Annotated in this window: 18 protein-coding genes; 7 read left to right on the top strand and 11 right to left on the bottom strand. The window is 70.0% G+C overall.

The annotated features are described in order from the left end of the window. Positions 1–136: 136 nt before the first annotated feature. The 8 genes from AB0C35_RS12310 to AB0C35_RS12275 all read right to left on the bottom strand — a co-directional run bounded on the left by AB0C35_RS12310 (position 137) and on the right by AB0C35_RS12275 (position 8656). Positions 137–463, bottom strand: a complete 327-nt coding sequence (locus tag AB0C35_RS12310) for a hypothetical protein (RefSeq protein ID WP_358453770.1) — start codon at positions 461–463, stop codon at positions 137–139. Then, positions 460–1065, bottom strand: coding sequence for a DUF6282 family protein (locus AB0C35_RS12305; RefSeq protein ID WP_358453768.1), 606 nt, complete (start codon positions 1063–1065; stop codon positions 460–462). The genes AB0C35_RS12310 and AB0C35_RS12305 overlap by 4 nt, the downstream gene beginning before the upstream one ends. 92 nt (positions 1066–1157) lie before the next feature. Beyond that, positions 1158–1949: a siderophore-interacting protein gene (locus AB0C35_RS12300; RefSeq protein ID WP_358453765.1), complete on the bottom strand. Its 792-nt coding sequence runs from the start codon at positions 1947–1949 to the stop codon at positions 1158–1160. A gap of 137 nt (positions 1950–2086) precedes the next feature. Continuing rightward, on the bottom strand, positions 2087–3142 hold the full coding sequence (locus tag AB0C35_RS12295; protein ID WP_358453762.1) for an Ldh family oxidoreductase: 1056 nt from the start codon (positions 3140–3142) through the stop codon (positions 2087–2089). Between the two features lie 41 nt (positions 3143–3183). Then, positions 3184–4986: a thiamine pyrophosphate-dependent enzyme gene (locus tag AB0C35_RS12290; protein WP_358453760.1), complete on the bottom strand. Its 1803-nt coding sequence runs from the start codon at positions 4984–4986 to the stop codon at positions 3184–3186. Beyond that, positions 4932–5810 (bottom strand): amidohydrolase family protein, encoded by an 879-nt coding sequence (locus AB0C35_RS12285; protein WP_358453757.1) that lies wholly within the window; start codon positions 5808–5810, stop codon positions 4932–4934. The genes AB0C35_RS12290 and AB0C35_RS12285 overlap by 55 nt, the downstream gene beginning before the upstream one ends. Before the next feature lie 116 nt (positions 5811–5926). Then, positions 5927–7132: an L-2-hydroxyglutarate oxidase gene (gene lhgO / locus AB0C35_RS12280; protein WP_358453755.1), complete on the bottom strand. Its 1206-nt coding sequence runs from the start codon at positions 7130–7132 to the stop codon at positions 5927–5929. 69 nt (positions 7133–7201) lie between these two features. Further along, on the bottom strand, positions 7202–8656 hold the full coding sequence (locus AB0C35_RS12275; RefSeq protein ID WP_358453752.1) for an aldehyde dehydrogenase family protein: 1455 nt from the start codon (positions 8654–8656) through the stop codon (positions 7202–7204). Positions 8657–8932: 276 nt separating this feature from the next. Here AB0C35_RS12275 and AB0C35_RS12270 point away from each other — a divergent pair, with 276 nt between their 5' ends. From AB0C35_RS12270 to AB0C35_RS12250, 5 genes are all read left to right on the top strand, one after another. Continuing rightward, on the top strand, positions 8933–9220 hold the full coding sequence (locus AB0C35_RS12270) for a putative quinol monooxygenase (protein WP_358453749.1): 288 nt from the start codon (positions 8933–8935) through the stop codon (positions 9218–9220). A gap of 276 nt (positions 9221–9496) precedes the next feature. Then, the gene (locus tag AB0C35_RS12265; RefSeq protein ID WP_358453747.1) at positions 9497–11038 is read left to right on the top strand and encodes an ABC transporter substrate-binding protein; all 1542 of its coding nucleotides are present in this window, start codon (positions 9497–9499) and stop codon (positions 11036–11038) included. 59 nt (positions 11039–11097) lie between these two features. Further along, positions 11098–12039, top strand: coding sequence for an ABC transporter permease (locus AB0C35_RS12260; protein WP_358453744.1), 942 nt, complete (start codon positions 11098–11100; stop codon positions 12037–12039). Beyond that, on the top strand, positions 12036–13967 hold the full coding sequence (locus tag AB0C35_RS12255; protein WP_358453742.1) for a dipeptide/oligopeptide/nickel ABC transporter permease/ATP-binding protein: 1932 nt from the start codon (positions 12036–12038) through the stop codon (positions 13965–13967). The genes AB0C35_RS12260 and AB0C35_RS12255 overlap by 4 nt, the downstream gene beginning before the upstream one ends. Continuing rightward, a complete protein-coding gene (locus AB0C35_RS12250; protein ID WP_358453739.1) occupies positions 13954–14973 on the top strand; it encodes an oligopeptide/dipeptide ABC transporter ATP-binding protein in 1020 nt (339 codons plus the stop codon). The genes AB0C35_RS12255 and AB0C35_RS12250 overlap by 14 nt, the downstream gene beginning before the upstream one ends. A gap of 28 nt (positions 14974–15001) precedes the next feature. Here the strand turns inward: AB0C35_RS12250 and AB0C35_RS12245 are convergent, their stop codons facing one another. After that, a complete protein-coding gene (locus tag AB0C35_RS12245) occupies positions 15002–15472 on the bottom strand; it encodes an HAD domain-containing protein (RefSeq protein WP_358454447.1) in 471 nt (156 codons plus the stop codon). A 253-nt stretch (positions 15473–15725) separates the two neighbouring features. Between AB0C35_RS12245 and AB0C35_RS12240 the strand changes: the two genes are divergently transcribed. Continuing rightward, the gene (locus tag AB0C35_RS12240) at positions 15726–16136 is read left to right on the top strand and encodes a Rid family hydrolase (protein WP_358453736.1); all 411 of its coding nucleotides are present in this window, start codon (positions 15726–15728) and stop codon (positions 16134–16136) included. Between the two features lie 199 nt (positions 16137–16335). Here the strand turns inward: AB0C35_RS12240 and AB0C35_RS12235 are convergent, their stop codons facing one another. Then, on the bottom strand, positions 16336–16731 hold the full coding sequence (locus AB0C35_RS12235) for a DUF6228 family protein (protein ID WP_358453733.1): 396 nt from the start codon (positions 16729–16731) through the stop codon (positions 16336–16338). A 1620-nt stretch (positions 16732–18351) separates the two neighbouring features. Between AB0C35_RS12235 and AB0C35_RS12230 the strand changes: the two genes are divergently transcribed. Beyond that, positions 18352–18741, top strand: coding sequence for a RidA family protein (locus AB0C35_RS12230; RefSeq protein WP_358453730.1), 390 nt, complete (start codon positions 18352–18354; stop codon positions 18739–18741). Between the two features lie 91 nt (positions 18742–18832). Here AB0C35_RS12230 and AB0C35_RS12225 read toward each other — a convergent pair. Beyond that, positions 18833–20979: DUF222 domain-containing protein (locus AB0C35_RS12225; protein WP_358453727.1), on the bottom strand; the 2147-nt coding region annotated here is incomplete at its 5' end.

The following is a 20979-nucleotide window of genomic DNA, read 5'->3' as shown; positions in this document are numbered from 1 at the left end:
TAAGTCACATCATTCGAACACGCAATCGAAGTCCAATGGCAGCCGCCTTCACGGCAGGGCCCGCCCGCACTCACCCACCACCGAGGCGGCCTTGACAACCCCGGCCCAGGCTCGCCGACACCTTTCTAAACACGGCCTAGGCCCGGTCGCCGGCGCCGGTCAGCCAGCGGCTGTTCCGGACCGCCATCAGGCGGACGTCGTCCTCGGTGAAGCCCTCGGCCAGCAGGCGGTCGGCCATCAGCGCCAGGCCGTCCTCGACGGGCGGGTTGAACGGCTGCCCAAGGTCGCTGGACAGGACGGAGTGCTCGGGCCCCACCGCCCGGATGTTGTCCACCCAGACGTCCCAGGAGACCTTCCCGGTGTACGGCGTCGTGAAGCAGCGTTCCATCAGGGCGCCCTTCGCCGCGAGTTCCCGCTGCCGCTCCACCCCGACCCGCTGGGACGTGAACTCGGGGTGCGTCACGACGATGCGGCGCACACCCGCCGCGACGGCCGGTCCACGACGACGGCGATCTCCGCCGTGCCGAGGTGGCCGGTCGCCAGCGTCATGTCGTGCTTGGCGATCACCTGGAGGACCTGGCGGGTGGCGCCGGTGACCCGTCCGTCCGCGTCGACGACGTCCACGGGGTCGGCCGCCATGCCCTCGGCACGCAACTCCTCCTGGAGCCGCGCCCACATCGGCGGACGCGCGCCCTCGGGGTCGCTCGCCGTGCATTCGCGCTGGTTGGCGCTGTCGACGGTCGGCAGCCAGGCGAACTGCGCCCCGGAGCGCCCGGCGAGTTCCACCGCAACGGGATTCATCCCGCCGACCGAGCCGTTCAGAGTGATCGCACCGACCGCGCCGAAGCCGGGAACCGCGGCGCGCACCAGGGCGGCGCGCTCTGCGGTGGGGAAATAGTGCGACTTCAGCACGAATCCGGCCAGGCCCACCTCCGCGAACCTCGGCGCGAGCGCGAGGTCGTCGATGCGGCGTTCCATCACGTCAGGCGCCACATGTATGTGCACGTCGTAAGCGCCCCGGACGAGCTCACGCGCCCGAGACGACGGCCTCGGATGAACGGTCATCCCCGCACCTTATTCACCAGCACGGGGAAGGCACGTCCCAGCACGGGAAGGTACGCGCCGGGGCGCGAAAGCCCGTGCCGGGCGCGTGGCGTTCACCCGCCGTCCTGCTCCTCCTCGACCTGGCGATTCCACTCCCGCTTGCCGGCCTGCCAGCCGTCCTCGTCCTGGCCGAGCCTCCAGTAGCCGGAGATGGACACGCGGTCGCGGGGGACGCCGCGTTCGCGAAGGAGGAACCGCCTGAGTTCCTTCACGGAGCCGGCCTCGCCGTGCACGAACGCCTGCGGGGTACCGGACGGGAACTCAAGGCCGGTGACCGCGCGCACGAGAGCGTCTCCGGGCGGGGAGCCGTCCCGGTGCAGCCAGGTGACGGACGCGTCGCCGGACGTCTCCAGCATCTGCTCCTCCCCGGGGCCGCTGACCTCGATGAAGACGTGGGCCGGCGCTCCGGCCGGCAGCCTCTCCAGGAAGGCGGCGATGGCGGGGAGCGCGCTCTCGTCGCCGGCCAGCAGGTGCCAGTCCGCATCCGGATCGGGGGCGTACCCGCCGCCGGGCCCGGTGAAGTGGACGTCGTCGCCCGGCTGCACCTGCGCCGCCCACGGGCCTGCGAGGCCTTCATCGCCGTGGTGCACGACGTCGATGGTCAGTTCACGGTTGCCGGCGTCCCAGCGGCGCACGGTGTAAGTCCGCATGCTCGGCCACTTGTCACGCGGCAGTTGCTCCCGGATCTGCTGAAGGTCGAACGGCTCCGGGTAGGCGACACCCGCGACCGGGAACAGCAGCTTGATGTAGTGGTCGGTGTACTGGTCCGCGCTGAAGTCCCCCAGGCCCGGCCCGCCGACCACGAGCCGGATCATGTGCGGAGTGACACGCTCGACGCTGCGCACCCGCGCGTTCCTGGTCCGCGGATTCCTGCGCCCCGAACGCCCCGGACGTTCCAACCGTGCCGAATGTTCCGGCTGTACTGGACGTTCTGCCAATGAGACCTCTCTCGGATGTCGGCCGTGTTAGGCGACGGGCCGTGTTAGTTGGCGGGGTGGGGAGGTGTTGCCCCTAGCTTGTCCGCGGCCGTCCGCAGTTCGTTCCAGACCTTCGCTGCTATCGGGACGCCCTTGGTGGTGCGGGTCTCCGCGGTGGCCGCGCTGCGCTCGCCCGGGTACACGATTTCGGTGTCCTCGTCCGCGCGGGTCAGGCCCTTGAGGGTCTCCAGCGTCGTCCCGGCAGCCGCCGCGAAGCCGTCACCGCCGAACGCGGCCGGGTCGAGGGCGATGAGCAGGGCGTTCTGCCGGTGCTTGCGGCCCGCCGGGTCGTCGCCGTGGAACGACGACAGGATCGGTGCGCCGAGCAGGACGCTGGTGATCAGCTCGAACATCAGGGACATGCCCGCGCCCTTGGTGCCGCCGAGCGGCAGCGGAATCTTGGCGACGTTCGGGTCGGTGGTGGGAACGCCGTCGGCGGTGGCCGCCGCGCCTTCGGGGAGCGTCCTGCCCGCGTTGCGGTACTGGGCGATCTTGCCGAGGGCGATCTGGGCGGTCGCCATGTCGAGCAGCGCGGGGGCGTGTCCCTCGGCGGGCACCGCGACCGACAGCGGGCTGGTCGCCACGGCGGCGCCCTTGACCCCGGTGTAGCTCATGTTCGGCATCCCGGCCACGAACCCGATGCCGGCGAGGCCCGACTCGGCGATCCGGGACGTGTAGTAGCCGATCGCGCCGGTGTGGACGGTGCCGCGCACGCCCGCGGCGCCGATTCCGTTGGCGCGGGCCCGGCGCACCGCTTCGTCGGCGGCGACGGTCAGCGCGACGGGTCCGGGTGCGCGGTCGGCGTCCACGACGGCCACCGCGGCGGCCTCGGACACGACCCGGATGTCGGGGGCGGCGTTCGCGACCCCGGACTCGAACATCTCCAGGTAGCGGGGCACCCGCGAGGCACCGTGGGAATCGACGCCCCGCAGGCTCGCCCAGATCAGGACCTCGGTGAGCGTGGCGGCGTGCTCGGGCCGGACGCCCGCCCGGACGAACAGGTCCGTGACGAACCCCGACAGTTCCTTGGCGGGTACCACGACTTTCGGTGCTGGTGGCATGGGTGATGCTCCGATTTCTGGGTCAGCCGGAGACGTTGCGGTCAGCGGGAAACGGAGATGTTGACGATGGCGGTCGTCCCGCCGCGGACGGACTTCATCGCCCGGTCCAGCGCGGGTACGAGCTCCCCTGCGTGCTCGACGGTCTCGGCGTGCATGCCGAACGGCTCGGCGAACCGCGCGAGCTCGGGCTGCCCGGCCAGGTCCACGCCGAGGAACTCGCCGGTCTCCACCGCCGCGCCCTCCGGGTAGAACCGGAGGTGGTTCATCTTCATCGACAGGTACTTGCGGTTGTTGAAGATGACGATCAGCAGGGGGATCCCGTACGCCTTGGAGGCGTCGAGCGACTGGACGATCGGGTTGTACATGAACGACCCGTCGCCCACGGTGAACACGACCGGCCGGTCCGGTGCGGCGAGCTTGACCCCCATCGCGACGGCGATCCCCTGGCCAAGGCCGCCCTGCACGTAGAAGTAGGAGTCCGGGGTGCTGCGCAGCAGGTGACGCTTGACGAACCGGCTGTGGGTGATGGTCTCGTCCACGACGATGGGGTCGTCGGCGGCGAGCAGTTCGCGGAGCGCGACGGCGACGCGGATCGGGTCGATTCCGTCGCCCTCGGCCGCGCGGGTCTCGGCGTCCTCCAGCGCCGCCGCGTCGGACGCGTGCCGCGCCCGCCGTGCTTCGCGCCGCGGCTCGACCCGGTCGTCGCCGGCGACGCCCTCGTCGCGGGCCCGCCGGGCCAGTTCGCGGAGCGTCGCGGCGACGCCCCCTTCGAGGTGAAGGTCGGCGTGGTGGACCTGGTAGGCCATGTGCGGACGTTGCGGCACGTCATCGATCACGACGACCTTCGCCCTGGCCGGGCGCCTGCTCGGCGGGTAGAACGGGGCCCGGCAGTTCACCAGCACGATCAGGTCCGCGGTGTCCATGTAGGGCTCGATGTCGCCGCCCGCGTGCAGGAGGTGCGTCCGGGGGAAGTTGGTGCACACGGTCGAACCGCCGGGCTCGATCACGGGGATCTGCAGCGTCTCGGCGAAGTCGGTGAGCGCCGCCATCCCCCCGGCCTCGCGGCCCGCGGTCTCGGTGACGATCACCGGGTTCTCCGCGTCGGCCAGCAGCCCGAGGACGGCCTCGATGTCCTCGGGGGCGCTGACCGTCGTCCCCCTGGGAGCGACGGGCTTCAGCTCGCGCTCGTCCCACGGGTCCAGCAGGACTTCCAGGGGGACGTTGAGGTAGACCGGCCCCGCCGGAGCCCGGACGGCGAGTTCGGCGGCGCGCGTCATCATGCCGCGCAGCACCGACACGTCACCGGCCTGATTGGCCCATTTCACCCACGGCCGCGCCATCTGGTGCGGGCCGCCCACGACCGACAGGTTGCGGTACCACTGGCCGCCCGGATCGGGCCCGTCCCCGTCGCCGTAGGTACTGGACTCCGACGACGCGACGACCATCGGCACCCCCGCCAGCAGGGCACCGTGGACGGCCATCGAACCCTGCAGCAGGCCGGGGCCGGCGTGCAGAAGGACGCCCTGGGGACGGCGGGTCACCAGGCCGTAGCCGGTGGCCATGCCGACCGCGACCGTCTCGTGCGTCAGGTCGAGGTACTTCGGGCAGGGCAGGCCGTCACGATGGCGCCGGGCCAGCGACTCCCAGACCGGGGCCCACTCCGAGCCCGGCGAGGAGAAGATGTAGTCGGATCCGATCGCGTTGAACGCGCTGACGACGGCGTCGCCGCCATCGACCGCGCCTCCGCCATCGGCTGCGTTCGCATTGTGGGTGTTCGCCATGGACGCGGTCAGCTCTCGATCGGCCAGTCGAGGACCTCGCAGATGCCCCGGCCCATGATCCACTCAAGCTCCTCGGCGGTGAAGTCGAAGTGCTTGGTGAACTGCTCGATCGTGTCGGTGTAGGTGAGGCCGTGGCCGAGGAGGCGGGTGATGTCGGTGCCCCAGAAGCAGCGCCGGGAGCCCATCTTGTCGACCATCTCCCGCACGTACTTCTCGATGTTGAGGTTCGGGAACGGCTGGGTCGAGTAGCCGGGCAGCGCGGACACCTTGACGTAGATGTTGGGGTGCTCGTGCAGGTCCGCGGTCTCCTGGACCCAGTAGCCGATCGCGTCGTCCACGCAGCGGGCCATGATGCCCATGTGGTCGATGATGATCTTCAGGCCGGGGTGCTTCGCGGCGATGGCGCCGAGCTCGGCCTTCCAGATCGGCGCGTGCACCATGGTGGGGATGCCCAGTTCCTCGGCCACCGGCCAGTACCAGTCGTTGGTGCCGTCGATCATCCAGTTGCGGTCCTGGGGGCGGTGGAAGGTGAGGCGGGTGCCCCTGATGTAGGGGTTCTGGGCGAAGTCCTTCAGCATCGCCGTGCCCTCGACCGGGTCGTCCTGCGGGATGCGGGCCATGATCCCGAAGCGCTCGGGGTGGGCCTCGCAGGCCTCCAGGGAGTAGTCGATCCGGTTGCCCTCCCAGGACGGGGGCAGGATGAGCGCGCGGTTGACGCCGGCCTCGTCCATGAGGGCGAGGCACTCCTCGTAGCTGAAGGGGTCCTCACGGTGGCCGTTCAGCCGGATCCGCTCGCGGGCTCCGGGAACCCACGGCCGGTCGGGCGTCTCTTCCTTCCAGATGTGGACCTGTGAATCGACGACGAACATGGCATGCTCCGTTTCCATTGGGGCATTTTCCCATTAGTGCATATGATTGAAATGCAGTTCTTACGGTAAAGCGGTGGTCCGGTTCTGGGGAGTCCGTGCCGCGCAATCGCTTGTTGCATGAATCGCGGCGGTCGTCAGACTGTTTTCTTTCCTTCGATGACGTCGAGGATGTACTCGGCTATGGCCATGGACGACGTCGCGGCGGGTGAGGGCGCGTTGCGGACGGCGGTGACCCGGCCGAGCCGGTGGACGCGGAAGTCGTCCACCAGGGCGCCGTCGCGGTCGAGGGCCTGGGCGCGCACCCCGGCCCCGGCCCGGACGACGTCCCCGGCGGCGATGTCCGGCACGTACCGCCGTGCCGCCTTCATGTACGCGCGCTTCGACAGGGACCCGTGCATCTCCCGGACGCCGGTGCGCCAATGCCGCCGCGCCATGCGCCACGAGCCGCGCCAGCCGGCGATGCCGCGCAGATCCCGCAGCGACACGTCCGAGCGGCGGTACCCCTCGCGGGCGAGGGCGAGGACGGCGTTCGGGCCGACCTCGACGCCGCCGGACACGCGCCGGGTGAAGTGCACGCCGAGGAACGGGTAGCGCGGGTCGGGGACCGGGTAGATCAGGCCGCGGACCATGTGCGCCTTCGCCGGGACGATGGTCATGTACTCGCCCCGAAACGGGATGATCCGCGGCCCGGGGTCGTCGCCCGCGAGGCCGGAAACGACGTCGGTGTGGATCCCCGCGCAGATGATCAGGTCGTCGACCCGCACGGTCTCGTCGCCGGAGGCGACCTCCAGCCCGCCGCCGGTGGTCTCGATGCCGGTGACGGGGAAGGAGAACCGGACCTCGCCGCCCGCGCCGATGATGTCGTCGGCGAACGACCGGGCGATCCGCGTGTAGTCGGTGATGGCGGTGTGCGGGGAGTGCAGCGCCGCCAGGCCCGCGGCGTACGGCTCGATCTCGCGGATTCCGGCCGCGTCCAGGCGCCGCATGCCGGGGACGGCGTTCACGTCGGCGCGGGCCTCCAGGTCGTCCAGCCGGGCCACGTCCTCCTCGTCGACGGCGACGACGAGCTTGCCGCACTCGTCGTAGGGGATCTCCCGTTCGGCGCAGTATTCGCGCAGCATGGACTTGCCGCGCGTGCACAGTTCCGCCTTGAGGCTGCCGGGCTTGTAGTAAATGCCCGCGTGGACGACGCCGGAATTGTGCCCCGTCTGGTGAACGGCGACGCGGTCTTCCTTCTCCAGCACGACGACCCGTGTCCCCGGACGCCGCCGGGTGATCTCCCGGCCGATCGCGAGCCCGATGATGCCCGCCCCGACAATGCCGGTGACCTCGTCAGCCATACACGTTTCCGTTCATTCGTCCTGCCCTGTGGAATGCCCCGCGGAATGCGCCGCGAAGGGCCCGGGCATTCATACCCCGAAGTCGATCGCGTACGTCTTGACGCGGGTGTGGAAGCGCAGCGCCTCCGCCCCCTGCTCCTTGAACGGCGAACCGGAGTCGCGGAATCCGCCGAAGGGCTGGTGGACGTCCCAGCCGGAGGTCGTGGTGTTGACCGCGATCTGGCCGCAGTCGACCTCGTCGATGAACCGGTAGGCGGCGTTCAAATTCCGGGTGAACACCGCCGCGGCGAGCCCGAAGTCGGAGTCGTTGACCGCCGCGATCGCCTCGTCCAGGCCGCCGACGGGCCGCAGCGCGAGCACCGGGCCGAACACCTCCTGCCGCCAGACGTCCATCTCCGGCGTGACGTCGGCGAGGACCGTCGGGGTGACGTAGCAGCCGTGGGCGAGATCGCCGGAGTCCGGGGCGTCCCCGCCGGCCTCGACGCGGGCGCCCTGCTTGACGGCACGGGCGATGTCGTCGAGCACGCCGTCGCGGTGGGACGAGCTGACGAGCGGGCCGACCACCGTCCCGGGGTCCTTGCCGGGGCCGAGCCGCAGCCCGGCGACCCGCACCCGCAGGATCTCGGTGAACCGGTCGTACACGGCCCGCTCGACCAGCACGCGGCTGGTGGCGGTGCAGCGCTGCCCGGCCTGCCCGAACGAGGCGGCGACGACGGCGGCGGCCGCGGCCTCCAGATCGGCGTCCGCGAGGACGACCGAGGCGTTCTTGCCGCCCATCTCCGCCTGGAACCGGACGCTGCGGGCCGCGAACCGCACCCGCAGCCGCTCACCGACCTCGTTGCCGCCGGTGAAGGTGACCGCGGCGATCCGCGGGTCGTCCAGCAGCACGTCGGAGATCTCCGACGTCCGCCCGGTGACGACGTTCAGCACCCCGGCGGGGAGGCCCGCGTCGTGCAGCGCCCGCGCGAAGTGCAACGCCGATCCCGGAGTCTCCGTCGCCGGCTTCAGCACCGCCGCGTTGCCGGCCGCGAGGGCGGGCGCGAGCTTGCGGGCCGGGGTCAGCAGCGGATCGTTCCACGGCGTGATCGCGAGGACGATCCCGACCGGCTCCCGCTGGTACCCGGCGCGGGTCTGGGGGCGGGCGTCGTGCAACAGTTCCCCGTACCCGTTCCGAGCGCTGGACGCGTAGTACTCAAGGAAGTCGGCGGCCTTCTGGACCTCGCCGCCGGCCTCGGCGAGCGTCTTGCCGTTCTCGGTGACGACCGCGGCGGCGATCTCCGCGGCCCGCTCCCGCAGCAGGACGGCCGCGTCGGTCAGCACGCGGGCGCGGTCGAACGGCGAGGTCCGGCGCCAGACGCCGAAACCCGTCTCCGCCGCGTCGTACACGCCCCGGACGGCCTCGGCCGTCAGGGCGGGGACCCTCATGACGGGCGCGCGGACGTCGGTGGGGTCGAACACGTCCACCCACGTCTCGGCGCCGACCCAGCGGCCTCCCGACAGAGTCTCCATCGGCTGAACGGACATCGCACTGCTCCTAAAGACCGGTAGGGATTTCAACGGGAGACCACGCATTGATGGACAACGATAAGAAGCGGGGCAGGAACCGACCACGTGCTCTGCGGCATGCATTGCTTGCACGCTCCGCACCCTGCCGACGCGCCCCTCCGTGGTGAGATCGACGCATGCATTGCTTGCACGCTCCGCACCCTGCCGACGTGCCCCTCCGTGGTGAGATCGACGCATGCATTGCTTGCACGCTCCGCACCCTGCCGACGTGCCCCTCCGTGGTGAGATCGGCTCATGCCTTATGCCGTCGTCGCCCACTACCGGGGCGAACCCCAAGACGCCGACCTCATCGGCGAGGCGCTGCTGAAAATGCGTGAGCACACGCTGCGGGAGCCGGGCAACCTCGCCTACATCGTCCACGCGGACGCCGGCGAGGAGGCCGCGTTCATCCTCTACGAGCAGTACGCCGACGAGGCCGCCTTCAAGGCGCACACCAGGTCGGAGCACTTCGCCGAGCACATCCTGGGGACGGTCCGCCCGCGCCTGGTCGAACGCTCCGTATCGTTCGGCACCGTACTCTGATCTCCCCGCGACCCCGCGACCCCGCGACCCGCGACACCCGCGAAACAACGCCACGTTCAACAGGGACGGCTACCCGGTGTAGCCGTCCCCCCTTATTTTCCGTACAGATCCGTGTTTTCCGTGCTCACGCGTACGGAGCACGCATCCTAAACTTGCGAGTCCTCGACTGGATAGCGGCGTTCCCGGGTTGGAGCATGAAGCCCCGCTCATCGGAGAGGTTCACCGATCCGATCGCCCACCCCCTGAGTGCCCCGGCCGAGGAGGCATCCCACCGCGATGAAGACGCAAGCAGGAAAGACCAGAACAACGAAGAAACCGATAATCGCCGCCCTCGCCGCCGCCACTCTGGTCCTGGCGGGGTGTTCGGGCGGCTCCGGGGGCGGTTCGGGGAGCGGCGCGGCGTCGGACGCGCTGTCGGTGAACTGGGGCGGCTTCCCCGACAGCTGGGCGCCCGGCGCCGAAATGGAAGCCGGATACATGCGCGTGCCGTACGAGAACCTCGTCGCGCTGGACGCGCAGGGCAAGGTCACACCGGTGCTCGCCACGAAGTGGGAGCAGACCGGCAAGGCACTGACGCTCGAACTCCGCAAGGACGTCTTCTTCCACGACGGCACCCCGTTCAACGCGGAGGCCGTCAAGGTCAACCTGGAGACCGTCCAGAAGAGCAAGGGGCCGTTCGCCGGACCGCTGAAGGTCATCAAGTCGATCGACGTCGTCGACGACCACACGGTCCGGCTGAACCTCTCCGAGCCGACCCCGTCGCTGCTCACGACGCTGTCGACCCGGGCCACCCCGATGGCGAGCCCGAAGGCGATCGCCGCCGGCACCGTCGCCCAGCACCCCGTCGGCACGGGCCCGTGGGCGTACGACCCGAAGTCCTCGTCCAAGGGGACGCGGATGGCCTTCAAGTTCTACCCGAAGTACTGGGGCGGCTCGCAGAGCGTCGGGTTCAAGACGATCGAGCTCTACGCGATCCCGGACGACACCGCGGCCTCCGGGGCGCTCGCCCGCGGAGAGATCGACATCACCGACACCGAGGTGGCGCAGCAGTCCCGCCTCAAGGGCACCCCGGGCGTCAAGACGCTCAGCTACCCCGCGATCCGCAACAACCCGATGTTCTTCGACCGCGGCCCCGGCGGCGTCTTCGAGGACGTCAACGTGCGCCGCGCCGCGTGCTACGCCCTGGACACCCAGGCGCTCGCCAAGGTCGAGCCCGACTTCAAGCCCAGGACGCAGCACTTCTCCGAAGGAGAGAGCGGCTACAACCCGGCGATTCCGGGTTACAAGCACGACCTCGCCCGCGCCCGGCAGCTGTACGAGCAGGCGGGCAGTCCGCCCGTGAAGGCGACGGTGCTCGCCGCTCCGTTCACCGAGAAGCAGAACCAGGTGTACGCGGCGCAGCTCGCCGAGATCGGCATGGAGGTCAAGGTGCAGGTCGCGCCGCCTCCGCAGTTCTTCTCGACGTGGAACAGCGGCAAGTACGCGCTCGGGCTCGGCAGCAACGACGAGCTCACCGCCTACGACTGGTACAAGGCGTGGTTCGCCGCCGACGCACCGGGCAACCCGTCGGGCGCCGAGAGCGAGGAGCTCAAGCGCGCCGCCGACGTCGCGATCAAGGCGGGCACCTCCCCCAAGGCGGCCGAGCTGTGGGGGCAGGTCACGCGCATCATCTCCGACGAGGCGCTGACCTGCGGCCACGTCGCCGGTGACGAGCTGATCGCCTGGCAGTCCAAGCGCGTGGACGGGGTCACGGCACCCTCGCAGCCCTGGGAGGCGCACATGGTCGACTACAAGAACCTCCGGCCGAAGGGTGAGTAGCCGGTGGTGATCACGCGTCGAGCGATGATCACGCGACGGGCGGCGGGGCGGGACCGCCGATGAGGAAGCTCATCGCGTACCGCCTCGTCCTCGCCGTGCCGCAGCTGGCGGCCGTGTCGCTGCTGGTCTTCTCGCTCACCTACCTAGTCCCCGGCAGCCCGGCGGCGGCCATCCTCGGCGCCAGCGCGACACCGGAGCGGATCAAGGAGGTCGAGGCGCAGCTCGGTCTCGACCGGCCGGCCCTCGAACGGCTCGGCGACTGGTTCTGGAACCTCCTCGGCGGCGACCTCGGCATCTCCTACGCGCTGTCGCTGCCGGTCACGGACCTGCTCATGGAGCGGATGCCCGCCACCCTGTCGCTGACCTTCGGCGGAATGGTCGTCTCGCTGGTCATCGGGATCGGCCTCGGTGTGCTCGCCGGCGTGCGGTCCGGTCTGCCGGACCGGATCGTCGGGGCGGCGACGTCCGTGGGGCTGGCCATCCCTGAGTTCTGGTTCGGACTCGTCCTCTCGCTCCTGTTCGCCATCGAGCTGGGGTGGGTGCCCGTGGTCGCCTACACGCCCGTCACCGAGGACCCGTCGGCATGGCTGCGGGGGCTGATCCTGCCCTCGCTCGCGCTCGGCATCGGCACCGCCGCGATGATCGCCCGCCAGACGCGCACCGCGATGGTCCAGGCGCTCGCCTCCCCCTACATCGACACCCTGACCGCCGCGGGGGTGCCGCGCAGGCGGATCGTCCTGCGCTACGCGCTCAAGAACACGATGGTCCCGGTGCTGGCGACGGCCGGGTTCAGCTTCCGCATCCTGCTCGGCAGCAGCTTCGTCGTGGAGACGGTGTTCGCGTTCCCCGGAGTCGGCGGCCTCCTGCTGACGAGCGTGGTCGGCAAGGACTTCCCCGTCATCCAGGGCGGTGTCCTGCTGATCGCCTGCATCGTCATCACGTTGAACCTGCTCATCGACGTGGGCTACGGCCTCCTCGATCCAAAGGTGCGTCCGCAATGAGCAAACCCCTGAAGACGGGGACCGAGATCGCGTCCACTCCGTCGTCCGCCGGGATGCTGCGGCGCATCGCGCGCCGTCCCGTGATCGTGGGAACCGCTGCGTTTCTCCTCGTGCTGACCGCGCTGGCGGCCGCCGCACCGCTCGTCGCCCCGTACGACCCGCTGGAGCAGAACTACGCCGAGCTTCTCCTCGGCCCGTCGGCGGACCACCTGCTCGGCACCGACGAACTCGGCCGCGACACCCTCAGCCGGCTGCTGTACGGCGCCAGGGTCTCGCTGCTGGTGGCGTTCGGCTCGGTCGGGATCGCGATGGCGATCGGCGTGCCGCTGGGACTGGCGCTCGGCTACTTCGGCGGCTGGTGGGACCGGCTCGGTTCCCGGGCGATCGACGTCTCCGAAGCGCTGCCGGGCATCCTCCTCGGCTTCGCCGTCATCGCGATCCTCGGCCGCGGCCTCGGCACGCTCATGCTGGCGATCGGGCTGATGTTCTGCATGACCTTCGCCCGGACGACGCGCGCCGTGGCGCTCGCCGAACGCGAGAAGGTGTACCTCGACGCCGCCCGCGTGGCGGGCCTCGGCACCCCGGAGATCATGTTCCGGCAGGTGCTGCCGAACCTCGCCGGACCGCTGATCGTGCAGGCCGCCATGTTCATGGGCGCGGCGGCCGTGGTGGAGTCGGCGCTGAGCTTCCTCGGCCTCGGACTGGAGACGGGCGTCCCGAGCTGGGGCGGGATGCTCAGCGTCGCCGCGGACGAGCAGGGCCGGCAGCCCTTCCTGGCCTTCCCGCCGGGACTGGCGATCATCGTGACCGTGCTCGCGTTCAACGTCCTCAGCGACGGCGTCAACGACGTCCTGGCCGGTGGCCGCCGCAGGCCCGCCACCCGCCGCCGGACCCACCGGCGCCCGCCCGTGGCCAAGGACGTCACGGTGAAGGCACCGGCCGAAACCGGCACCGTCCTGGACGTCCAGGGCGTGACCGTCGAACTGGACACCGCGGGCGACCCCGTCCCCCTGGTCCAGGACGTCTGGCTCTCGATCCGCCGTGCCGAAGTGGTCGGCCTGGTCGGCGAGTCCGGTTCGGGGAAGTCCATGCTCGCGCGTGCGGTGCTCAACCTCCTCCCGCCCGCCACAAGGCTCGCGTCCGGTTCGGTCCTGCTCGACGGCCGCGACATCGCCGGGCTTCCCGAACGGGAACTGCGCAAGGTCCGCGGGTGCGGCATCTCGGTCGTCTTCCAGGACCCGATGACCGCCCTGTCGCCCGTCCACACCATCGGCCGGCAGCTCTGCGAGCCGCTGCGCGTGCACTTCGGCATGTCGCGGTCGGCCGCCCGGGAAAGGGCCGCCGAACTGCTGGACCGCGTCGGCGTCGAGAACCCGAAACGCCGCCTGGACGACTACCCGCACCAGTTCTCCGGCGGAATGGCCCAGCGAGTGGCGATAGCCATGGCTCTCGCAGCGAAACCCCGCCTCCTCATAGCCGACGAGGCCACCTCGGCCCTCGATGTGACGACCCAGGGCCAGGTCCTCGACCTCCTGCTCGGCCTGCGGGACGAACTCGACATGGCCATCCTCATGATCACCCACGATCTCGGTGTCGTGGCCGAGAGCTGCGACAGGGCCGCCGTCATGTACGCGGGCCAGATCGTGGAAGTGGGCGGCGTGCGGGAGCTGTTCGACGGACCGCGCCACCCCTACACCGCCGCCCTCCTGGCCTCGGACCCCTCCGCCGAGGCCGAGATGCACCGCCTGGCGACGATCCCCGGCGGCGTCCCGCTCGCGGGCGAGTGGCCGCCCGGCTGCCATTTCGCGAACCGCTGCGCGTTCGCCCGCGACACATGCGTGGAGCAGCCCGTCCCGATGACCGGCGACGTGCGCTGCCTGCGCGCGAAAGACCTCACCCTGGAGGTGATGATCGGTGAAAGGCACTGAAGAGCACCTCCTCAGCGTCCACGACCTGACGGTGGGCTACGAGTCGGGCCGGGCGATGCAGTTGCGCCGCCACCTGGTGAAGGCCGTCGACGCGGTGAGCTTCGACCTGCGCCCCGGCGAAACACTCGGCCTTGTCGGCGAATCCGGATCGGGCAAGAGCACGGTCGGGCGGGCCCTCCTGCGCCTTGTCGACGTCACGGGCGGCACGATCCGTTTCGACGGGCTCGACGTGACCGCGCTCGGCCGCCGGACCCCGCTGACTTACCGGCGCGCCGTCCAGGCGGTGTTCCAGGACCCGATGTCCTCACTCAACCCCCGCCAGGCCGTCTCCCAGGCGGTGACGGTCCCGCTGCGCCGCCACGGCCTGGGCGACCGCACGGAACGCACCGCCGCCGCAGCCCAGGCGTTCGAGCGGGTCGGCCTGTCCCGAGCCCACTTGAGCCGCTACCCCGCCGAACTGTCGGGAGGCCAGCGCCAGCGAGTGTCCATCGCCCGCGCCCTCGCCCTCGATCCACGCCTGGTCATCTGCGACGAGGCCGTGAGCGCCCTCGACGTGTCGACCCAGAGCCAGATCATCAACCTCCTCGCCGACCTCCAGGAATCGACGGGGATGAGCTACCTGTTCATCGCCCACGACCTCCGCATCGTCCGCCACCTCTCCCAGCGCATCGCCGTCATGCACGCCGGCCGGCTCGTGGAACTCGCCTCCGTGCACGCCCTCTTCGACTCGCCGAAGCACCCGTACACCCGCGCCCTGCTGGCGGCCAGCCCGTCCACCCACCCCGACGGCCGCGAGCAGCGCCGCTCACGCCGGACGAACTACGAACCCAACCGCCACGGGAACACGACGATCGAACGCGGCGAGCCGGGCTGCTCATTCCGCAACCGCTGCGCACGAGTCATGGACATCTGCCACACGAAAACCCCCGTCCTGCAAAAGCTGACCGACGGCACACAAACCGCCTGCCACCTCTACGAAAAGACCGGAGCCCCACCCAGCCCCTGATTGTCAAATCCTGTGGATCATCAATGGTTCACGCCACTCGTAGCCATTGGCCGAGGACTGCGAAATCCTCGCTGGTGAGCCCCCGGAACGACTGGACATGGTGAAGGAGGGCTCGGCCGCGATGGTGCGCGGACACCCAGTCCCGATCAGCGTCGCTGATCTCGTCGTCGACCCAGGCGAACGGACGTCCGTCGGCCCATTCCACCAGGGTCCGGGTCTTCCAGCAGAGCCCGAACCACTGGTCCTCGCGGTCGTGCGCGTCGGACGGCTCCGGCCACTTCACGACCGGTAGCGTCGGCAGCCCGATCCGGGAGGCTATCTCGGTGTTCGCCTCGTCTTCCCAGGTGGTGGCCCAGACCAGTGTGCATGGCAGCGCCGCCAACCGAAGCCCCATCTGGGGGTTGAGTCGCGCCAAACGGGAGTCTGGAGCGGTGTATCCCGGTTCGCGCCGCGGGTCATCCCCGAAGGGAAGAAGCGGCCCGTCGACGTCGAGGAACACCAACGGACGCCGACTCCGACTCGCCCGGCCCCTGACCGTCAACCTGCGCCGCCCCTAGGAGAAACCGACTGAACCGACCACGCTGACCCCCGGCAAACGCTCGCCCACCCACCACAAGAAGGGCGCCAAACCCCGCCGAACTGGCTAAACAACAAGCTCAGCGACAAGGCTCCCCGGCCAGATAACCTGAGGCGCAACGAAGGATCCTTTGACATGGTGGCCATATTCTTGCCTGAATCGAAGGGAAACGACCATGGGCCGTGCCGTCACATTGATCCGCTCGTCCTCCCTGTCTGACGTCGCCGAGTACGCCTACGCGGCCACGGCACCCGCCGGATCTCGCCTGATCTTCCTTGCCGGGGCCTGCCCGCTGAACAAGGATGGATCCACGGCGGCGGTCGGAGACTACGCAGGCCAGGCGGCGAAGGCCGTCGAAAACATGCAGACCGCCCTGACGGACTCCGGCGCGTCCTTGCATGACGTCATCAGCACCAGGGTTCTCGTCGCGTCCAGCAGGCAGCAGGACCTGGGGACCGCCTGGGAGGTAGTCCGAGCCGCCTTCGGTGATCACGACGTTCCCAGCACATTGATGGGCGTCACAGTGCTGGGCTATGCCGATCAACTCGTGGAAATCGAAGCCATCGCCGCTGTGCTCGACTCCTGAGATAGCGATCAACCGAACCCTGCAGGCACCACATCGCTACCACCGCACCGAGGGGGCGCAGACCCCTGGCACACGCCGCCCGCCAGCGAAATCTCCATAACCCCAGGCCCGATGCGCGTTCGTGTCGTTTAGCGGGCATTAATGGCGCTCTACCGCATACCGGAGCTGATGAAGTGCTGGATGTCGGCGGTCATGGCCTTCAGGTCTTCTCCAGGCTGAAGAGAGAGGTGAGGGTCGCAATCCAGCATCGGACGCCTGTCCCAGGTTCCTGGGGGAACCGCAGGGTCCATTGAAGGTCGACGGACTGGCCTTGGTGAGTGGCGGATAGTTCGAGCTCGTTGGCGAGCGAGGTCCAGGTTCGTTTGCCCGGCCAGCCTCGGAAGTCGTCGTCCAGCGACTGTAGGAACTCAACCAATCCGTCACCGGCAACGGTCGTGACACCGATGGCTGCCGATAGGCCCGGCCCTTCGGCCTCGACCGTGAATATCAGCACGTCGTCACCGTAGGGACGCCGGCACGAGCTGAACCGGACGAAGGTTCCCGTGGGGCCTGACGGGACCTGAACCGCGTCTGCGTCGCCCTCGTTGCTGGTCACGGGCCAATACTGCTTACGGTGACCGATGTGCTCAAAGTGATTTGTTGCTGCTGGGCCTTGGTAGATGAGCTGCGACGTTAAGGTGTGACCGCGATGCCCACTCGGCCACGTGGGACGGCTGGCCAAGCGGTGCCAACAATCTTGGCGCAGATCATGCTGCGCCGACCACGGTGTCGGGGTTCCGCGGGGAGTTCCACCGGTGTCCGACGGCGCGAACCGATGAGCTGTTCGAGCCAGCCGAGGCGGTGTTGTGCACCGACGGGTCAGTGAGACGCTGGTGGATCTGGCACTGGTGCCCGACCATCGCCTCGGCCACGGAGCCTTGTACGACGGCCTTGACCATGGGCGGGTGGACGGGAGCGCGGCTGCGATTCGCGCTGGCCGCTCTGCCGTTGACGCGGGCCGCCGACGGGCGGATCGTGCTGGCCCCCGACATCGTGGCTGGTGACCGGACTCCGCGACCTGCCCGGACCGGTCGTTCTGCCATACCTATGGGCGCGGGAGACCAACCATCTGCTGATCCCGGGCTGACCGTACTCGTGGCCGCGCTGGAGACCGGCCTCACCTCGTGGACGGCACTGCTGGACGCCGTTCGCCTGGAGCCCGGAGCCGACGTCGCCACGCTGACAGCCGCCCAGCTACACGGGAGGTCGAGCGGCCGCTAGCTAGCCGCCGGGCAGCACCAGTCCAACGGCCCCGACATCCCGATCATGGTGGACGCTGGCTGCGACGCTTCCCCGTACGACCTTCCTCCTGGTCGCCTGCCGGTTAAGGTCCCGCGCAGGATGCGGTCTGACCCGCGTGGTGCACCGCTCCAACCTGCTGTGCGTCCACAACCCCTACGGCGGACGTCCGCCCAAGCGCAGCAGGCAGTTCGTTTTCGGTGACCCGGCAACTGGGGTCCCCCGCAGGCCGAGACCGTCACCACCCGGTACGGCCCCGCACACGCTCAAGCGTGGGACCGGCTGCACCTCCGGCCAGCCCGCCGGGCCGCGTGGGAAGACTTCGGCGACGCCTTGCCCATCATGGAGGGAACCGTGGTCCGCCCGCAGGTCGACCACCTGCCGTCCGGCGCCGCCCCCAAGCCCGTCTGACTCTGGTGCTCCAGCACCGACGCCACCGATGCCGACGTTGACGGGCTCTGGCAAGCCTCCCTGCGCCGATTCGATCTTGAGCACACGTTCCGGCTGCTCAAGCAGACGCATTGCTGGTGGCCAGGATGCGGCCGACGTCGTGGCGCTGGGCAGGGCGATTGCGTGATTCGAGTGTCGTCCCCGACCAAGGCCGGAAGGCTTTTGTGCACGGGCTGGCTGGAGTGCCTCATGTGGTGGTCTGAAACCCTCTGCGGACGCGGGCGGGGGTGAATCTGCCAGGTTGGCCGGTCTCTCCCAGGGCTGGCGGAGGTCGTTGACGAGGTGCCGGGCAAGGGCGGTCGGCGGCCTGGGGGTCGCGGAGGTGGGGTTTCGTCCAGCCGACCTGCAAACGCCCAGGTCACCACCGGAAACGCACCAAGCCCGCCGCAAGTCCTGTGTGCACGACGCAGTGCAGTGACCCACTTCACACGAGACGCCGGCATTCGCGAAGATCGGAACCTGGAACGAACTGCTTAGTGTTCTGTGCATGACAGAGCGACGTGCGATCCTCAGCGGCTCGACGTTTGAGGAGCAGATCGGCTACGCCCGCGCCGTGGTCGACGGCGACTGGGTGCATGTGTCCGGGACGACCGGGTTCGACTACGCCACCATGACGATCTCCGACGACGTGGTGGAGCAGGCCGCACAGTGCCTGCGTAACATCGAGGCCGCGTTGGCCGAGGCGAACTGCACTTTCGCCGACGTCGTACGGGTGCGGTACCTGCTGCCCGACCGCGCGGACTTCGAGCCCTGCTGGCCGGTGTTGCGCGGCGCCTTCGGTGAAGTACGGCCTGCCGCCACGATGCTGACGTGCGGACTCGCCGATCTCCGCATGAAGATCGAGATCGAGGTGTACGCGCGGCGCACCGCCCCGTAACGGCCCGGCGTGATCAGCCAGTCGGGAACGAGGGCGAGATGCCCACCTCGCGAGACACGTCCGGCGCCGGTGAGCACAGCGGGAGAACCCTCTACTGGCGGTCGGGGCGGATGATGTACCAGGCGCCGGCTGGGGTGGTCCATATCAGGAGGCCGGGCCAGATGTGGTGGAGTTTCCAGCCCGGGGTTTGTTTGAGGCGGTGATGTCTTCGGCAGAGCGGCGCCAGGTTGCAGCGGCAGGTGATTCCGGGCCGCCAGGGCACTGTGTGATCGAGGTCGCAGCGGTGTGAGGGCTGGTTGCAGGTGGGGAAGACGCAGGTGGTGTGGCGTTCTTCGATCTCTTGCCGCAGGGTGGCGGGTGGCCGGTAGCCGGGCCGACCGTGTCGTGCGGCGTCTGCTTGGCAGGTCGCGTCGCGTTGCGGGGCGAGCCGGTCGGTGATCTGCTGGATCGCCTGGTTGGTCGCGGCGGGCAGTGCGGCGGCGGGGGTGCGGTCGCGCAGGTGGGTGAGGCGCCGGTTGACCATGGCCGCCAGTCCCGCGATGACCGTGTCCGCCGTGTCCGCCGTGTCCGCGCCGGGCGCGTCGTCGTCGGCGGTTCCGGTCAGCGGCGTGGATGAGGCGGCGAGGGCATCGTCCGACCTGCTGTGCCCGGCTGCTGTGTCGTTTCTGGTCGTCCCGGCGCTGCCGTCCTCGGTCGCCTTGTGTCCGCCACCCGCCGTGCGGCTTGGAGCCTGGCCGAGCGGGTTGCGGACGGCGGCCGGGCGCTCCGTTGCCGACGCGCGGCCGCGCGGACGGGTGGCCCGCTGGTCGAGCACTGCGACCGGCCGGTGCGCAACTCCGTCGCCGTCCACCGGCCCGCCCGCCGTGCGGTCTGTCGTCTGGTCGAGCGGGTTGCCGGCGGCGGCCGGGGGTCCGGTGGCGGACGCGCGGCCGCGCGGGTCGGTAGCCCGTTGGTCGAGTACCGCGACCGGCCGGTGCGCAACTCCGTCGCCGTCCACCGGCCCGCCCGCCGCGCCGTCTGTCGTCTGGTCGAGCGGGTTACCGGCGGCGGCCGGGGGTCCGGTGGCGGACGCGCGGCCGCGCGGGTCGGCTGCCTGCTGATCGAGTACCGCGACCGGCCGGTGCGTGACTCCGTTGGGGGTGCGGGCGGGGGGTGCCTCGTCTGAGGTGTGGTGCCCGTTCGACGTTTGCCGCCCGTTCGATGTGTGGTGCCTGGCTGCTGTGTTGTTTCCGGTTGTCCTGGTGGCGCTGCCGTCTTGAGTCGCGTTGTGTCCCCCACCCGCTGTGCGGTCTGCGGCCTGGTCGAGCGGGTTGCCGGCGGCGGCGGGAGGTCCGGTGGCGGACGCGCGGCCGCGCGGGTGGGTGGCCCGCTGGTCGAGTACCGCGACCGGCCGGTGCACGACCTCGTCCCCGTCCACCGGCCCGCTTGCCGTGCTGGCGTTGGCGGTGCTGGCGTCGGCGGTGCTGGCGTCGGCGGTGCTGTCGTGGGCCGTGTTGTTGTGTGCTGGGGTGCTGGTGTCGGGTTGGGTGGTTTGGGTGCGGAGGGCGTGGGTGGCGGCGGGGAGGGGGGTGCCGTTGAGGAGGTGGACGGCCAGGTCGGCGCGGATGAGGTGGAGGGGCCGGGTGTCGCCGTCTGTTCGCAGGCCGTGCGCGGCGGCGGTGATTTTGTTGAAGATGCCGTGGGCGTGTTCAGGGGCCAGGTCGCACAGCGCGAGGTCGGTGGTTCCGGCGGCGGTGTCCCACAGTTCCAGGCGCCGTTGCCGCAGGGCTTCGCGTTTGCGTTCCTGCATTGCTTCGGGGGCCAGCCTTTGGGTGATCCGTTTGATGCGGCGGCGTAGTTGCCCGGTGGTTTGGGTGGGCGCCTTGTGCAGCGCCAGCGCCTCGACCCGTTGGGTGAGGTGTTCGGGGAGGGATTGGGTGGTGTCGCAGATGACGCGGGCTTTGGGCAGGTCGATCCGGCCGGTTTCCAGTGCCGCGCCGGTGTGGGCGAGGGGGCCGGTGAGTTGTTCGGCGAGGTGGATCAGGGTCGCGGCGGTGTTGCCGGTGACGGTCAGCGCGGCGGCGACTTCTTCGGTGACCGCTTCGTGCGCGGTCAGGGTGCGGTAGCCGGGGTCGCCGTCGGCTTCGGTGTCGGCTTCGGTGGTGGCCTGGGTGGTGGCCTGGGTGGTGCGGCGTTGGGTGAGTTCGGCGATGGCGGCCAGTTCGCGGGCTTGGGCCCAGGAGGTTTGGCGGCGGGCGG

The sequence above is a fragment of the Spirillospora sp. NPDC048819 genome (assembly GCF_040650055.1).
Taxonomy (GTDB): Bacteria; Actinomycetota; Actinomycetes; order Streptosporangiales; family Streptosporangiaceae; genus Spirillospora.
The sequence above is the reverse complement of the archived record's forward strand: the minus strand, read 5'-3'. Positions and strand labels throughout refer to the sequence as shown.

Excerpts from the sequence above, each read along its gene's own strand:
- AB0C35_RS12305 (WP_358453768.1), bottom strand. The coding sequence starts at position 1,065 with ATGACCGTTCATCCGAGGCCGTCGTCTCGGGCGCGTGAGCTCGTCCGG.
- AB0C35_RS12295 (WP_358453762.1), bottom strand. The coding sequence starts at position 3,142 with ATGCCACCAGCACCGAAAGTCGTGGTACCCGCCAAGGAACTGTCGGGG.
- AB0C35_RS12285 (WP_358453757.1), bottom strand. The coding sequence starts at position 5,810 with ATGGAAACGGAGCATGCCATGTTCGTCGTCGATTCACAGGTCCACATC.
- lhgO (WP_358453755.1), bottom strand. The coding sequence starts at position 7,132 with ATGGCTGACGAGGTCACCGGCATTGTCGGGGCGGGCATCATCGGGCTC.
- AB0C35_RS12275 (WP_358453752.1), bottom strand. The coding sequence starts at position 8,656 with ATGTCCGTTCAGCCGATGGAGACTCTGTCGGGAGGCCGCTGGGTCGGC.
- AB0C35_RS12270 (WP_358453749.1), top strand. The coding sequence starts at position 8,933 with ATGCCTTATGCCGTCGTCGCCCACTACCGGGGCGAACCCCAAGACGCC.
- AB0C35_RS12265 (WP_358453747.1), top strand. The coding sequence starts at position 9,497 with ATGAAGACGCAAGCAGGAAAGACCAGAACAACGAAGAAACCGATAATC.
- AB0C35_RS12260 (WP_358453744.1), top strand. The coding sequence starts at position 11,098 with ATGAGGAAGCTCATCGCGTACCGCCTCGTCCTCGCCGTGCCGCAGCTG.
- AB0C35_RS12255 (WP_358453742.1), top strand. The coding sequence starts at position 12,036 with ATGAGCAAACCCCTGAAGACGGGGACCGAGATCGCGTCCACTCCGTCG.
- AB0C35_RS12240 (WP_358453736.1), top strand. The coding sequence starts at position 15,726 with ATGGGCCGTGCCGTCACATTGATCCGCTCGTCCTCCCTGTCTGACGTC.
- AB0C35_RS12230 (WP_358453730.1), top strand. The coding sequence starts at position 18,352 with ATGACAGAGCGACGTGCGATCCTCAGCGGCTCGACGTTTGAGGAGCAG.